Raw genomic sequence first — 15629 nt, 5'->3', positions numbered from 1 at the left:
CGCAATGCCAGCTCGCGAAGGCGCGCTCGGACAATAAAAAACGCGGCGTTACCGCCGCGTTTTTCGATTCTCAGCTGCAGCTTGGAATTACGCCTGCGGCTGCGGCTCGAGGCCGGGATCCGGATCGGGACGCGGGCGCGGCTTGCCGGCCGGGGGCACGGCGGAGGCGCGCGGTGTGGTCGGCTCGAGCACGGACTCGCGGTTCGGCTTCTTGCCCTTGAGCAGGTCGACGATCTCGTCGCCGGTCAGCGTCTCGAACTCGAGCAGGCCCTTGGCCAGCGTCTCGAGATCGGCGCGCTTCTCGGTGAGGATGCGCGTCGCCTCCTTGTAGCCTTCCTCGACCAGACGCTTGATCTCGGAATCGATCTTCTGGACGGTGGCTTCGGAGGCGTTCTGCGTGCGCGACACCGACATGCCGAGGAAGACCTCGTCCTGGTTCTCGCCATAGGAGACGGTGCCGAGCTCTTCCGACAGGCCCCAGCGCGTCACCATCATGCGGGCCAGGCGCGTGGCCTGCTCGATGTCGGACGCCGCGCCCGAGGTCACCTTCTCGCGGCCGAAGATCAGCTCTTCGGCGACGCGGCCGCCCATCATGATGGCGAGGCGCGAGGTCATCTGCTCCAGCGACATCGACAGCTTGTCGCGCTCGGGCAGCTGCATGACCATGCCGAGCGCACGGCCGCGCGGGATGATGGTCGCCTTGTGGATCGGATCGGTCGCGGGCACGTTGAGGCCGACGATGGCGTGGCCGCCCTCGTGGTAGGCCGTGAGCAACTTCTCTTCCTCGGTCATGACGAGCGACTTGCGCTCGGCGCCCATCATCACCTTGTCCTTGGCCTCCTCGAACTCGGCCTGCGTCACCATCCGCTTGTTGCGGCGGGCGGCGGTCAAAGCGGCCTCGTTGACGAGGTTCATCAGGTCGGCGCCGGAGAAGCCCGGGGTGCCGCGCGCGATGGTCTTGAGATTGATATCGGGCGCCAGCGGAACCTTGCGAACATGCACCTTCAGGATCTGCTCGCGGCCGACGACGTCGGGGTTCGGCACCACGACCTGACGGTCGAAGCGGCCCGGACGCAGCAGCGCGGGATCGAGCACGTCGGGACGGTTGGTGGCGGCGATCAGGATCACGCCTTCGTTGGCCTCGAAGCCGTCCATCTCGACCAGCAGCTGGTTCAGCGTCTGCTCGCGCTCGTCATTGCCGCCGCCGAGACCGGCGCCACGGTGACGACCGACGGCATCGATTTCGTCGATGAAGATGATGCAGGGCGCATTCTTCTTGGCCTGCTCGAACATGTCGCGGACGCGGCTCGCGCCGACGCCGACGAACATCTCGACGAAGTCGGAACCGGAGATGGTGAAGAACGGCACGTTGGCTTCGCCCGCGACCGCACGCGCGATCAGGGTCTTACCGGTGCCGGGAGGGCCGACCAGCAGCACGCCGCGCGGGATGCGGCCGCCGAGGCGCTGGAATTTGCCGGGGTCGCGCAGGAACTCGACGATCTCCTGCAGGTCCTGCTTGGCTTCGTCGACGCCGGCGACGTCCTCGAAGGTGACGCGGCCATGGGCCTCCGTCAGCATCTTTGCACGCGACTTGCCGAAGCCCATCGCCTTGCCGGCGCCGCCCTGCATCTGCCGCGACAGGAAAATCCAGACGCCGATCAGCGCGATGAAGGGCAGCCAGGAGACCAAGAGCGAGACGAACCACGGCACGTTGTCGCCGGGCGGCTTCGCGGTGATCTGCACCTTGCTGTCATAGAGGCGCTTCACCAGCGTCGGGTCGTTCGGCGCGTAAGTCTGGAAGCTGGAGCCGTTGGTGAAGGTGCCGTGGATGTCCGGCCCCTGGATCACGACGTCGCGCACATTGCCGCGGTCAACTTCGCTCAGCAGCTGCGAGAAGGCGATGTCCTGCGAGGAGGCCCGCTGACCCGGATTCTGGAAGAGCGTGAACAACGCCAACAGCAGCAAGACAATGATGACCCAGAGGGCGAAATTGCGCAGATTGGCGTTCATCGATCTTCCTTCGTGGTCGCGCGGATCGCGGCCGTGATCCTTGGGCAGTTGATTTGGTCAATGCGAGGAAATCCCAAGGAATCCTCATCGTTAGACGGATACAATTTAGGTGCCGCCCCGGTCGCTGCCAAGGGAACGAGATGGGACTATTTATCCCATCTTAGCGCGATTCCCGCTGAAATCATGGCGTCCGAACCCGGGTTTTTCCTGCCTGGTTAAGGTGGCCTGACGGCACGGACGCGAATTGACCGGTGTCATGATCCGCTCTCGTCGCGCTCATCTGCCCTTGCGCCGCCGGGCCGGCGCCGGCGCGATCTGGATACGCCCGCCGGCAAGGCTGATCAAGGCTCCCGCGAGGGTCTGCTTCAGAACCGGCCGGCCATTTGCGGCTGCACCGGGGCCGGCGATCGCCCGATCAAGCACCGACATCAGGGTTTCGACCTTGCCGAGTTCCGCCGGCCCTTCATGGCCGAGCGCGTTGATGGCCCGCAGCAGGAGCCGCAGCCGCACCTCCTCCGGCAGGGCGGCAAAGGTTGCGGCCTCGAAGCTCCTGACACTCGCCTGCGGCGCATCGCCGCGATCCCGCAGGCGGAGGAAGCGCTCGGCGCCGTCGGCAAGCACCTCGACCGCCGCATTGGCCCGCGCCAGCCTTGCCGCGAGCCGCGCCAGATTTCTGGCGTCGCCGCCCTCGGCCGCGAGGAGCGGCAGCAGCGCGCGCAGCCGCGGCCGTGTGTAGGCGGTGTCCCGGTTGGTGGGATCCTCGGCAAAGCCGATCCTCGCCCGCCGCAAGGTCGCGATCAGCTGCGATTTCGGAACGTCGAGCAACGGACGCGCCAGCACGATTCCGTCGCGCTCGGTGAATGGAGCCATGGCCGAGAGTCCGGCAAGTCCGCTGCCGCGGAACAGGCGCATCAACAGGGTCTCGGCCTGGTCGTCGCGGGTGTGTGCCGTCAGCACATGGCTCGCGCCGGCGGCACGGGCGGCCTGTGCGAGCAGGCGGTAACGGGCCTCGCGCGCGGCGGCAGGCAGCCCCGTCTTCGGCTTTTCACCGCGCCAGCGCAAGGTCCGGTGCGGCAATCCGAGCGCCGCGGCGAGCCGCTTGACCTCGCGCGCCTCACGGGCGGCCTCCGGGCGCAGGCCGTGATCAATCGTGACGACCGTGATTTGCGGGCCTCGCGCGAGGCTGCGCTGCCAGCGCGCTGCAAGCCACATCAGCGCAACCGAGTCGGGCCCGCCGGAGACCGCGAGCACCAGCGCCGGGGCATCTCTCAGGCCCGCGAAGAGCCGCCTCGCCTCGCGCGCCGAGATCGGTGAATCGTCGTCGTCTGACATGACGCTGCAATCATCCGCGGATTGACCGAATGTTTAGCGCAACGCCATCCGCTTTGTCAGCGGATCAGCACTTCACCCGCTTCTGCTCGCGATCGACGGCGGCTTTGACGCCGGCGGAGGCGCGAGGATATTTGCGGCCGATCTCGCCGAAGGCGGCGCAGGCGGCCTCCTTCTCCTTCAGCGCGGCGAGCGACTGGCCGAGCCGCAGCAGCGCATCCGGCGCCTTGGCCGATTTCTCGTATTTGGTGGTGACGGCGAGGAACGCTTCGGCGGAATCGCGATATTGCTGGCGCTGGAAATAGCTCTCGCCGAGCCAGTATTGCGCGTCGCCGACCAGCGGGTCGCTCGGAAATTTCTGCGTGAAGTTCTTCATGGTCTGCTCGGCGAGCGCGTAGTCCTTGCGCTGCATGTAGCCGATGCCGAGATCGAACTCGTCGCGCGGCGTCGCCGACGGCGGCAGAGTGGCCAAAGCAGCGCCACCGGCCGGTGCGGGATAACCCGATTGTGCCGGCGGATAGCCGGGCTGCGCGGCCGGCGGCACACCTTGTTGGTAGCGCGGGCTGGTGTTGGCGAGATCGAGCGGCTCGCCCGCATTGCGGCCGCCGCCAGGCGTGACCGCCGGCATCGGCTGCTGCCCGCCGCCGAGTGCGCGCGGCGCGCCGGGTGCATTCGGGTTCTGGTTGGGGTCGAAGGCATCGCCGCGGCGGCGTGTGCCGGGAGCGCCGGGCGCCGGCTGCTCCTGAACGATCGGCGCGGGCGCGGCGATCTGCGGCTGCTCGTAGCTCGGCTGCGCGGCTTGCTGTTGCGGCGGCGGCTGGCGATAGCCGGGCGCGACCTGACCTGGTGCAATCTGGCTGGGTGCGATCTGCGCGGGCGGCATCGCCGCGACGTTGGGTGCGTGCCCGGGCGCCCCTTGCACGCCGCCCTCGAGCGCCCGCAGGCGCTCTTCGAGCTGGCGGTTGCGATATTGCAGCTCCTCGTTCTGGCCGGTGAGCTGGCGCAGCCGGTTCTCCAGCCGCTCGATCCGCATCTCAGGGTCGACATCATCCGACTGCCCGTAGACCGATTGCGCAAGCGCGGGCGAGCACAAAGAGAGCAGCGCGGCGGTCGCCGCGGTACCGGTAAAAGCCTTAAATCTGGATGACATCTTGCCCTGACGACGAAAGCGAAATGGCCTGCGACGGAACCTTCGACGCGCCACACATCGAAGTGGAGTACGCCAAAAATGTGACTGATACCAAGGGGTTTTCAGTCACAGAATGCTGAAACGAAACCGGCGCCCGAGAGGGCGCCGGCATCATCCAATTGCAAAGCTGAACGGGGCCTGACTGACCACCGGGGACCTGACCGAGCGTCAGGAGCTGGCGTTCAGGACAGTGACGGCGCGGCGGTTCTGCGACCAGCAGGAGATGTCGTTACAGACGGCGACCGGCCGTTCCTTGCCGTAGGAGATCGTGCGCATGCGGTTCGGGTCGATGCCGCGCGAGGCGAGGAACGAACGGACCGACTGGGCACGGCGGGCGCCGAGCGCGATGTTGTATTCGCGGGTGCCGCGCTCGTCGGCATGACCTTCGATGGTGAAGGAGTAGCGCGGATAGGTCTGCAGCCACTGCGCCTGCTTCTCCAGGGTCACGATCGCCTGCGGGGTCAGATCGGTCTGGTCGCTTTCGAAGAACACGCGGTCGCCGACGTTGACGACGAAGTCCTGCTGGCTGCCGGGCGTCGCCGCATTGGCCATCGCATCCGTCGCGGCATTCTTGTTGGCGCAGGCGCCCATCGACAGCGCGACGGCGAGCACCGCGGCCAGCTTCAATCCCTGGAGGATACGCATAGGATGTCTCATTCCGGAGCCTCCACGCTCACGTTAGTCCACTGCTGTCCGGTCTACAGGGGGTTGGTTAAGCGAACGTTCCGTCAACCTTGACGGAACCTTGCCTCAGCCGGTCAAATGCCCCCAACCAGCGAAAAGCAAACGTCATGGTTAATGGGTTGTAAATGTGGCGCGAGGGTGAAGGCAAGCCGCGTCGGCCGGCAAAAGAGCCGGCACTTGCTGGAATTTTGGGCCGAAATGACCGGGGAGCGCCCGCCTAGACCGAACCGAGCGCTTGAGAGGCCACGTCCAGGGTGCGCGGCGTGGTGAGCAGAATCGGCCGCGTGGCGGCCTGCCGGGGGATGCTGCGTTCAAACAGCATGCGCCGCTCGAACGCGCTGGAGCGCATGATCGGAAAGCGCGCGAGCACCTTGTCCCGCTGCCGCCGGACGTCGGTCGCCATCAGGACCGCCTTCTTGGTGGGCCAGCCCGGAAAGCCCCGCGGCTCCGGCGAAATGGTCTCGTGCAGGAAGATGCGGCGGTAGAACGCCTGATGATCGGTCCGGATCATGGCAAGGCCGGTGTCGGCGTTGAAATGATCGCACGCGACAAAGGCGAGGCGGACGGTCAAATAGGGCAGCTCGGGAAAGCGGTGGTGCTTGTCGGGATCTGCAACGAGCCGGCACGGATCGACAAAAACCTCGCCGCGATCGAGGCGGGGATGCAGGATGTCGCCGAACACCTCGGTGGTATAGGACATCCGCCATTCCGACGTCAGCAGATGGATGCGGACGGAGCTGCAAAGCTCTCCGTCAACGTAGACCCCGAAATTCCAGGTGTTGGGCGTTTCGTCGAAACGATCGCTGACGCGCAGCGAAGGTGATGGCTCGATCAGACCGGCCTGCAGATAGGCGCGGTAGCGCATCAGATACAGGTTGTCCTTGTCCTCGGGCGTTTCGATGAGCCGATAATCGATGCGGTCAAACAACGCGGCGCCTCGTGGAAGGAGCGCCGTGTTCGGTTCGGCTCCGGACTTCATCTGCAACCTCTGACTCCAAGCAACTTCCACGAGTAGCCAGACCTTAATGGTTCCTTAACGGAATTGCAAAGCTATAGAATCGTTAGGGTTAACCTTTGCGGGCCCGCAAGACTACGGTGCACACGGGAGCCGATTGCGAGAGTGGAGCTGCCGGGAAGGGATCGGGCCTATCGCGACGACACGAGGGCGAGCTGGTCGTCGGGCACGCGACGACCATGCGAGGCGTTGAGCAATTGCCGGATCCGCACCGCCGGTACGGGCCGGCTGAACAGGTAGCCCTGCCCTTCGGTCACGGTGCCGTCGGCGCTGATCAGCTCGAGCTGCTCGTTGGTCTCGATGCCTTCGACCACGACGGCCATGCCGAGGTCGGCGGACAGCCGCGCGACACCGCGCAGCAGCGTCAGCGGCCGGTCGGTATCGATGCCTTCGAGGAAAGAGCGGTCGATCTTCACCTTCTGCATCGGGAAATTGTGCAGGTAGCTGAGGCTGGAATAGCCGGTGCCGAAATCGTCGAGCGAGATGCGCACGCCGAGCGCATGCAATTGCGACAGGATGTCGTGGGTGAGCTGGGTGTTGCGCAGCAGCGAGGACTCGGTGATCTCGATCTCAAGACGATGCGCCGGCAGGCCCGACACTTCGAGCGCGTAGCGGATTTCGCTCAGGACGTCGCGCTGGTGGAATTGTTGCGGCGAGAAATTGACGGCGACGCTGACGCCTTCCGGCCACTTCATGCATTCCATGCAGGCGCGGCGCAGGATCCAGCGGCCGAGATCGACGATCAGGCCCATGTCCTCGGCGACCGGGATGATGTCGACCGGCGAGACCGTGCCGCGCACCGGATGATTCCAGCGCAGCAGCGCTTCGCAGGTGGTGATCTTGCCGGACCTCAGATTGACCAGCGGCTGGAAGAACAGCTCGAATTCCTCGTTGGCGAGCGCCTTGCGCAGGTCGAGCTCGAGGATGCGGCGCGCCTCGACGGTCGCGGCCATCTCGTCGCGGAAGAAACAATAGGTGCCGCGGCCGTCGGCTTTGGCGCGGTACAGCGCCATGTCGGCGTTCTTGAGCAGCGTGTCGGCGCTGGTGCCCTCCGGCGAGGTCAGCGCGATGCCGACGCTGGCGCCGATCTCGACCAGATGATTGTCGATGCGGTACCGCTCGCTCAATCGCTCGACGATGCGGCGGGCGAGTGCCGCGGCATCCTCGGGCGACGTGAGGTTCTGCTGGAACACGACGAACTCGTCGCCGCCGAACCGGGCGACGAAATCCTCGGGGCGCAGCATCTCGCGCAGGCGGTTGGCGACGGCGCACAGGAGCTGGTCGCCGCAGGGATGGCCCAGCGTGTCGTTGACCTGCTTGAACTGGTCGAGGTCGATGAACAGCAGTGCGGAGAGCTGCGCCGCATCGTGGGAGACAGCCAGCAGGTGCTCGATCTGGTCGCGGAAGTTGACCCTGTTCGGCAACGCCGTCAGGTCGTCGTATCGCGCAAGATGGGTGATCTTGGCCTCGGCGTTGCGCCGCTCGGTGATGTCCTCGAGCAGCAGCACCGCCCCTCCGTCCGCCATCGGCTGAACGGTCCAGCACAGCGACCGATTTCGCTCCAGGTTCGCCTCGGCGGTGATGATCTCCTTCTCCCGCGAACTTTCGATGCCGGCGACGATATGCTCGCCGTCCGCGCTCGAGATGGATCTTGCCTGCACGCACGCCGCGATGATGTCGCGCGCGCTGGCGCCGCTCCGAGGCAGATGGTCGGGCAGGTTCATCATCGCCGCGAAGCGGTGATTCATCACCGCGAGCTGGCCATCGCGATGGAACATGCAAAGACCGTGCGGCATGTTGTTGAGGGCGGTATCGAACTGGCCCGCAAGTGCGGCTTCGCGTTCGCGCGCCACCACGGCGCCCATGAAGATCCGGTGCAAGTTGACCGAGAGCTGCATGATCGCCAGCAGGAAGGCCGCGCTCACAACGGCCATCGCGATGTAGTAGGGCGTGCCGCGCCACGCCAATGCCAACACCGCCGGGGCGAAAATGAGCAGCGCCTGCAGATGGAAGATCGACGGTCGTCCGTACGCCCTTCCCGCTCCCCCTGCGGCGATGCCTGTCGTGACCGACAGGGCAATCATATGCGCGACCGCGTCGTCGGTGGCGAGCAGAGTCGTGCCGCACCAGATGCCGATCGCCGCGGCCTGGATCTTCGCGCCGATCTGATACCGCGCCTGCCAGCGTTTGGCCGCCTCGGCGGTCACGCTCGACTTGCGTCCCTGATAGCGACGCAAATCGATCGCCCGCACCGTTCCGGCCAAGACGAGCAGTGCCACGCACGCCCAAATCAGGGGCTCACCTGTCTTCAGCGCAGTCAGCGCAGCACCGATTGACACGAAGATGAGACCGGCCAGCAGCGGTCCGGGCGCTTCAAAGAGCGAATCGATCTGCGCCGCCGGATTGACCGGCGGCGGCTGCCCCTGCTCTCCGCTCTGGCTTGCGAACTGCATTTTGGTTTGTACGCGCGTCCTGTTCAGCGCGTAGTCTTACCCAGCCGAGATGAAGCTTTTCTGAGGGAACATCGTTAAAGTCGGGTTGTTTTTCGGCAATAGCGAAATGATTTTCGCTGGAATATCAAGCAGGTAGGCAAGCCTTGCCGGGCGCAAGGTGAAGGAAGTGTTGCCGGTCACGGCAAACTCGGAAAAAATCGGCGCGGTTTTTCGAAAACATCGCGCGTCTGAACGCGCGATGTTTCAACTGCGCCGTTGTCAGCCCGAGGTCGAGGACAACAGTGGCGACCATGCCGGGTCCGAGGCAAAGCCCGGAGTCGGCACCTTCAATTCGTTGCGGCCGGAGATGTCGACCGAGTACAGCGACGGCCCGCCATTGCCGCCGGGATCGCGGAAGAACATCAGCACGCGGCCGTTCGGCGAGAAGGTCGGGCCTTCGTTGTGAAAGCCGGAGGTGAGCAGCCGCTCGCCCGAGCCGTCGGGCTTCATGACGCCGATCGCGAACTGCCCGCCGCCCTGCCGGGTGAAGGCGATGTAGTCGCCCTTCGGCGACCACACCGGCGTCGAATAGCTGGCGTTGGTGTCGTCCTTGGAGAAGGAGATGCGCTGCGCCTGTCCGCCGCCCGCACTCATCACGTAGATCTGCGACCTGCCGCCACGATCGGACTCGAAGCAGATGCGGCTGCCGTCGGGCGAATAGGACGGCGAGGTGTCGATCGCCGGCGTGTCGGTGAGACGCGTAGTCGAACGCGAACGCAGATCCATCACGAACAGGTTGGAATTGCCGCCCTGCTGCAGGCTCATGATGACGCGCTGGCCGTCCGGCGAGAAGCGCGGCGCGAAGGTCATGCCGGGGAAGTTGCCGACGATCTCGCGCTGGCCGGTCTCGATGTTGTAGAGATAGACCTTCGGATCGCCCTGGCCGAACTCCATGTAGGTGATCTCTTGCGAGTTCGGCGAGAAGCGCGGGGTCAGCACGAGATCGGAGCCGCGGGTCAGATAGCGCACATTGGCGCCGTCCTGATCCATGATCGCGAGCCGCTTGACGCGGCGCTCCTTCGGCCCGGTCTCGTCCACGAACACGACGCGGCTGTCGAAATAGCCCTTCTCGCCGGTCAATTTCTCATAGATCTGATCGGAGATGATGTGCGCGATGCGGCGCCAATATTCCGGCGAGGTGAAATATTGCTGGCCGGTGAGCTGCTGGCCGGAGAGGACGTCCCACAGGCGGAATTCGGCCTTCAGGCGGCCGTCCGGCTGCCGCGTCATGCGGCCGGTGACCAGAGCCTGCGCGTTGATGGTCTTCCAGTTCTCGAATTGCGGCGCGACGTCGATGTTGCTGATGCGCTCAATGAAGGCGGCCTGGTCGATCGGCGCGAACAGGCCCGAGCGCTTCAGGTTGTTGGTGATGACCTGCGTGACACCGTTAGCGACGTCGCTGTCGGAGGGCGAGCCGGGCACGAAGTTGCTGATCGCGATCGAGATGGGCTGAAATCCGCCGGGACTGACTTGAAGTCGCCCCTGCGCTGTCGCGGCGCCTCCGGCCAGCAGGGTGACTGACGATCCCGCGGCCGCGATGAATCCACGTCGCGTCAGAAATGGCATCTTGTTCACCTGAGTTAATTCATGTCTCATCTACTGCTGATCTTTCATATCGAAAGTCAGCGCAATCGTTTTCCAAGTGTCATACTGAGCTTTGGGCAAGAACGTGTAGGCCTGACACTGTTGGATCGCACGCTTGGCACTCTCCGCCATCGCATTTGCAATTGCCCGAGACGGTCCTCGAACCGCGACAATCACAGGCGCTGACGCGAGCGTTCCGTCGGGGCGCATCTGAATATCTATGTCGGCCGTAAACTGATCCCTGTCCTGAGCATCGTAAGGGAAATTGAAGCAGTGCTTGACGGCAGCGACGAAAGCTCCCTGCCAGGTCGCAACATTGTTGGCGGCCGTCCCGGTCGCTGCTCCCAGCGACGCCGATGCATTCAGCGCCGAGCCGGTCTGCTCGTGCCGCGTCGCGGCGCGCTTGTCGAGGTCGCGCTGGATCTGCGCGGGGTCGAAGGTACGCTCCTTGGGCTTAGGCTGCTGCTGCGGCTGCACCGCCGCGACCTTCTGCTCCACGGGCTTGGGCGGCGGCTTCTTGGTCTCCATTTTCTTCTGCAGCTCGGCGATCGGATCTTCCTTGGCCGGATCAGGCTTTTTTTCCTGCGGCTTCGGCTCTTCCTTCGGCTTGGCCTCCGCCACGGGCTTCGGCGGCTCCGGCTTCTTCTCCACCGGCTTCTCGACCGGCTTCGGCGGCGGCTCCGGCTGGGAGTTGGTCTTGATCAGCTCTTTCTTCTCGGTGACCTTGCCGACGGCGTCTTCCTCGGGCTTGGGCTCCGCGATCTTCTCGACCTTCGGCTTCGGCTCTTCCTTCTTGCCGGTCTTCTGCCCCGCCATCATCTTGGCGAGCTGATCGGAGGAGATGATGTCGATCGGAAGCGATTCCTGCGTAGCGATGTAGGCCTTGCTGCTGAAGGTGACGAGCCCCCATCCCAGCACGAGGACATGCAGGGCAATCGACGCAACGAGTGTCTTGTCGACGTTCACCTTCACGGCCTCAAGACCCCTGATCCGCTTCCGTGACGAGCGCCAGCTTCTTGAATCCGGCGCCCGAGAGCTGGCCCATCACCTTGGCCACGGTGCCGTAATCCGCCTTCTTGTCGGCGCGCAGATAGATGCGTTCCTCGAGGCCGCCGCGCGCATCGGTGATCGCCTTCAGCTTCGGGATCAGCTCGTTCAGCGCAATCTCGGTGTCGTTGATGAACACCTTGCCCTTGATGTCGACCGACATCTGGATCGGCTTCTGGTCGTTGTTTTCGAGGCTCTTGGCACTGGTCTGGGGCAGGTCGAGCGGGACGCCGACCGTCAACATCGGTGCCGACACCATGAAGATGATGAGCAGCACCAGCATGACGTCGACCATCGGCGTGACGTTGATCTCGGCCACGACCGGCTTGCGCCGGCCGCGGCGCCCGCCGCCGCCGGACGAACTCGCAACGTTCATGGCCATGATCGCGTGCCCAGATTGCCCTTCACACTATACATGCCGTCCGTCAGCCCCGCTCGTCGATCTGACGAGACAGAATGGCTGAAAATTCATCAGCAAAGCCCTCGAGCCGCTGGGCCTGCCGGTTCACCTCGGAGGTGAACTTATTGTAGAAAATAGTGGCAGGAATGGCGGCGATAAGGCCGACGGCGGTCGCAAACAGTGCCTCGGCGATACCGGGGGCGACCACCGCCAGAGAGGTATTTTTCGAGGCCGCGATCGACTGGAAGCTCGACATGATGCCCCAGACCGTGCCGAACAGGCCGACGAAGGGGCCGGCGGAGCCGACGGTCGCCAGCACCAGAAGGCGCCGTTCCAGCCGCTCGACCTCGCGCGCAATCGAGACGTTCATCACCTTGTCGATGCGCATCTGAAGCCCTGCGACCGAGCGGGCATGGCTCTCGAACGAGCGCTTCCACTCGCGCATCGCCGCCACGAAGCAGGCCGCCATGGAATGCGTCGGCTTTGCCGACAGCGTGCGATAGAGCTCCTCGATCGACTCGCCGGACCAGAACGCCTGCTCGAACCGGTCCATCGAGCGGCGGGTGCGCGCGTAGAGAAAGATCTTGTCGATAGCGATCGCCCAGACCCAGACCGAGCAGGCCAGAAGCCCCAGCATCACCGCTTTCACGATCCAGTGAGCCTGCCAGAACAGCGCGATCAGCGACACGTCGGCGGAGGCAGCAACCGGAAGGGCTGTCTGAGCCAATTCGGCCGGATTCATAAGCAGTATCCTCTCAAGGCGATCGTTACCTAATGTCTTCGGCCAGCAAATCGCGGCCGGTGTTCCCCAACAGCCGCGCCGGACCCGCGCGGCGGGCAAGCCCGCTCAAAGCCTTGTCTTTCTGGGGTGCAGGGCTCGTCCAAAGGCTCGTCAAAAGCCGGCCGCCTGCATTCCCCGCCAAGATGTCAAAACTAAGGGGCCTCGACCCCAGGCCTTGACGTCGGGCTCCGGGCACGCCTGTCCGCACATACCAGAGCCCGCCGATGGTTAATGCGGGGTTACCGGCGGCGCATTTGGCTGCAGGAAAGACAGTCCCTGCAGGGGGATGGACCCCGGATCCCGTGTTCCAGACGCACCGGCCGGAGGAACCTGCTCTCGTGCCGAAAATTGTCCGGAAAATCACTCTCAGCGAGGTCCTGCCATGTCCATCAACCCCAAGACGACCGCCGCGATCGGCGATCACCCGCTCCACCCCATGCTGATCCCGTTCCCCGTCGCGTTCCTGGTCGGCGCTCCCATCGCCGATCTGGCCTTCATCGGAACCGGCGACGGTTTTTGGGCACGCGCCGCGATGTGGCTGATCGGCGCCGGCATCGTCATGGCGCTGGTTGCCGCCGCAGCCGGCTTCACCGACTTCTTCAGCGAGCCACGCATCCGCCGCCTGAACGATGCCTGGTACCACATGGTCGGCAATCTCGCGGCGGTGGTGCTGGCCCTGGTCAATTTCTATCTCCGCTACGCCCAAGGCGCGGAGGCGGCGATCAAGCCCTGGGGCGTCGTGCTGTCCCTGGTCGTGGTCGGCATCCTCCTGTTCACGGGATGGAAGGGCTGGGAAATGGTCTATCGCCGCCACGTCGCGGTGCTGGATGCGCCGGGCCAGACCAGCTCGGAGCCGGTCAACCCGCATCATGGCGGCGAAAGCCACCGCCGCGCCGCCTGAGCGACAGTCAAGCGGACGAAGCGGCCGCAAGGCAATTGGTGAGCCGCGCGGGATTGCCGATTGCGGTACAGCCGCCAGGCACGTCACCGGTCACGACAGTCCCGGCGCCGATCTTGGCGAAGTCGCCGATCTCGATGTCGCCGAGGATGGTCGCGCCGGAGCCGATGAACACGCCGCGACCGATGCGAGGCGAGCGCATCGGCAGGTCGCCATGGCGTCCGATGCTGACATTCTGAAGGATGGTGACCTCGTCGCCGATGACGACATTGGCACCGATCACGATGCCGGTGGCATGGTCGAGATAAACCGACGAGCCGAGGCTCGCGGCCGGATGAATGCTGACCTGCAGGACGTTCGAAGCCTCGTTCTGCAACAGCAGCGCCGCATCACGATGGTCATGACGCCATAGCCAGTGCGAGACGCGCCAGGACTGCAGCGCGACATAGCCCTTGAAGTGCAGCAGCGGCGGCAACAATCCGGCGATGGCGGGATCACGGAGCACGATGGCGCGCAGGTCGCGGCCGGCCGCTTCGACCAGATCCGGTTGGCCGCGAAAGGCATCGCGGGAAAACGTCGTGAAGCGCTCGCGATCGGCGGCGCTGCCGCCCAGCCGACGCCCGATCAGATCGGCCAAGGCAGCGGTAAAATCGTCATGGGCAAGGATGGCATCGGCGACAGCCTTGCCGAAGACGGGATCCGCCGCTGCGGTGCGCCGCGCCTCGCCGCGTATCTCCTGCCAGAGGATGTCGCTCGCCACGATCGCAGTCTCCGTCCGCATTGCCGCCTGCGGTGTTTTGACGCTTGCTTCTCGCTGTCGAATATAGGACGCAGGCCGCCTGCGCGCCAATTGGCGTCGGCAACACGCGCGGCCACCTGTGCGCCATGCTCCCCGTAAGACTACGGGCTTGCTTGCCAGAGAGCTGCGGCCAGCCTTCGGCCGAAGCCCGCGGTGGCATCCGCGGGTTTTGGTACCCGCCGGACGTCAAGCTGCCGGCCAGTTCCGAATCCACGTCATCCGAGGTCACGCTCAAATATGCCGCTCAACGCCCCCGCCGACGACCAGCACAACGACATCATGTATCCATCCGCCCTGCCGTTCCTGCTGGTCCATCTCGGCTGCCTTGCGGCAATCTGGTCGGGCGTCACCTGGCAGGCGGTCGCGATCTGCGTCTCACTCTATTGCTTGCGGATGTTCGCGATCGGAGCCGGCTACCATCGCTATTTCTCGCATCGGGCGTTTGCGACCAGCCGGGTGTTTCAGTTCATCCTGGCCTGCCTTGCGCAAAGCAGCGCCCAGAAGAGCGTGTTGTGGTGGGCGGCCAAGCATCGCCACCATCACCTGCATTCCGACACTGAAAACGACGTGCATTCACCGCGTCACCGCGGCTTCCTCTATAGCCATCTCGGCTGGATCTTTTACCGGCAGCACGACGCAACCGACCTCGTGAAGGTCGGCGATCTCGCCGCCTATCCCGAGCTGATGTGGCTGCATCGGCTGGAGCTGCTGCCGGCCTTCGTGCTGGCAGGGCTCTGCTTCCTGGTTGCAGGATGGTCGGGTCTGGTGGTCGGCTTCCTCTGGAGCACGGTGCTGGTCTATCACGCGACCTTCTGCATCAATTCGCTTGCCCATGTGCACGGGCGCAAGCGCTACGTGACCGGCGATGATTCCCGTAACAACTGGCTGCTGGCATTGTTCACGCTCGGTGAAGGGTGGCACAACAATCACCACGCCTATCAGAGCAGCGTGCGACAGGGCTTTCGCTGGTGGGAAGTCGACGTGACCTACTACATCCTGACGCTGCTGTCGTGGATCGGCGTCGTCTGGAACATGAAGGCGCCGCCCGAACAGGTGCTGCGCAACGAGCAGCCGCTCGGCGCGCGGGTCATCCAGCGGGCGGCCCGCCAGCTCGCCGGACGGTTCGATGCGCAGACCCTGGCGCATGCGATTTCGTCGGCACGCCGCCGGGCCGATCTCGCCCAGTTGCAGCTGCCGTCGCTGCACGACATTCTCAATCGCGCGCACGAAGGTGTCGACGCGCTGACGCATCTGCATCTGCCGAAGATCCCGACACGCGAGGAGTTTCTCGCGGAGGCCAAGGCGATGTTCGCGCGAACGCGATCGCTCAACGAGATCGTCGACCACGCCTACGAATACTTCCTGGCCTCGGTGCACGCGCAACTCGCCACGGCGCGCTGA

Annotated in this window: 14 protein-coding genes; 2 read left to right on the top strand and 12 right to left on the bottom strand. The window is 64.8% G+C overall.

Translation table 11 applies throughout. The features are described from left to right. Positions 1-87 precede the first annotated feature (87 nt). The 11 genes from ftsH to tolQ form a co-directional block, all read right to left on the bottom strand. A complete protein-coding gene (gene ftsH / locus I6F33_RS03995) occupies positions 88-2010 on the bottom strand; it encodes an ATP-dependent zinc metalloprotease FtsH (RefSeq protein WP_035998585.1) in 1923 nt (640 codons plus the stop codon). Between the two features lie 276 nt (positions 2011-2286). Next, a complete protein-coding gene (tilS, locus tag I6F33_RS03990) occupies positions 2287-3342 on the bottom strand; it encodes a tRNA lysidine(34) synthetase TilS (protein ID WP_035998583.1) in 1056 nt (351 codons plus the stop codon). Between the two features lie 64 nt (positions 3343-3406). Further along, positions 3407-4489, bottom strand: coding sequence for a tol-pal system protein YbgF (gene ybgF, locus I6F33_RS03985; protein WP_225141162.1), 1083 nt, complete (start codon positions 4487-4489; stop codon positions 3407-3409). Positions 4490-4696: 207 nt separating this feature from the next. Beyond that, entirely contained in the window at positions 4697-5185 is a 489-nt protein-coding gene (gene pal, locus I6F33_RS03980; protein WP_035998574.1) for a peptidoglycan-associated lipoprotein Pal, read from the bottom strand. A 244-nt stretch (positions 5186-5429) separates the two neighbouring features. Beyond that, complete coding sequence (locus tag I6F33_RS03975; RefSeq protein WP_035998571.1) at positions 5430-6191, bottom strand: hypothetical protein; 762 nt, start codon at positions 6189-6191, stop codon at positions 5430-5432. Between the two features lie 167 nt (positions 6192-6358). Then, positions 6359-8680 carry a bifunctional diguanylate cyclase/phosphodiesterase gene (locus tag I6F33_RS03970; protein ID WP_225141160.1) on the bottom strand — a complete coding sequence of 774 codons (2322 nt, stop codon included), beginning with the start codon at positions 8678-8680 and terminating at the stop codon, positions 6359-6361. 36 nt (positions 8681-8716) lie between these two features. Further along, on the bottom strand, positions 8717-8860 hold the full coding sequence (locus I6F33_RS03965; protein ID WP_225112956.1) for a hypothetical protein: 144 nt from the start codon (positions 8858-8860) through the stop codon (positions 8717-8719). 78 nt (positions 8861-8938) lie between these two features. After that, positions 8939-10285, bottom strand: a complete 1347-nt coding sequence (gene tolB / locus I6F33_RS03960; protein WP_225112957.1) for a Tol-Pal system beta propeller repeat protein TolB — start codon at positions 10283-10285, stop codon at positions 8939-8941. A gap of 30 nt (positions 10286-10315) precedes the next feature. Then, positions 10316-11275 carry a protein TolA gene (locus tag I6F33_RS03955; RefSeq protein WP_225141158.1) on the bottom strand — a complete coding sequence of 320 codons (960 nt, stop codon included), beginning with the start codon at positions 11273-11275 and terminating at the stop codon, positions 10316-10318. 4 nt (positions 11276-11279) lie between these two features. After that, on the bottom strand, positions 11280-11732 hold the full coding sequence (gene tolR, locus I6F33_RS03950) for a protein TolR (RefSeq protein ID WP_036021864.1): 453 nt from the start codon (positions 11730-11732) through the stop codon (positions 11280-11282). Positions 11733-11775: 43 nt separating this feature from the next. Beyond that, entirely contained in the window at positions 11776-12492 is a 717-nt protein-coding gene (gene tolQ / locus I6F33_RS03945) for a protein TolQ (protein WP_225126318.1), read from the bottom strand. A gap of 421 nt (positions 12493-12913) precedes the next feature. Between tolQ and I6F33_RS03940 the strand changes: the two genes are divergently transcribed. Then, on the top strand, positions 12914-13432 hold the full coding sequence (locus I6F33_RS03940; protein ID WP_225141156.1) for a DUF2231 domain-containing protein: 519 nt from the start codon (positions 12914-12916) through the stop codon (positions 13430-13432). Between the two features lie 7 nt (positions 13433-13439). Here I6F33_RS03940 and I6F33_RS03935 read toward each other — a convergent pair whose 3' ends face one another. Beyond that, positions 13440-14210: a DapH/DapD/GlmU-related protein gene (locus I6F33_RS03935; RefSeq protein ID WP_036021861.1), complete on the bottom strand. Its 771-nt coding sequence runs from the start codon at positions 14208-14210 to the stop codon at positions 13440-13442. Positions 14211-14465: 255 nt separating this feature from the next. Here I6F33_RS03935 and I6F33_RS03930 point away from each other — a divergent pair, with 255 nt between their 5' ends. Next, entirely contained in the window at positions 14466-15629 is a 1164-nt protein-coding gene (locus I6F33_RS03930; protein WP_225141155.1) for a fatty acid desaturase, read from the top strand.

It is taken from the genome of Bradyrhizobium sp. BRP20 (genome assembly GCF_020194215.1).
Taxonomy (GTDB): Bacteria; Pseudomonadota; Alphaproteobacteria; order Rhizobiales; family Xanthobacteraceae; genus Bradyrhizobium; species Bradyrhizobium yuanmingense.
The sequence above is the reverse complement of the archived record's forward strand: the minus strand, read 5'-3'. Positions and strand labels throughout refer to the sequence as shown.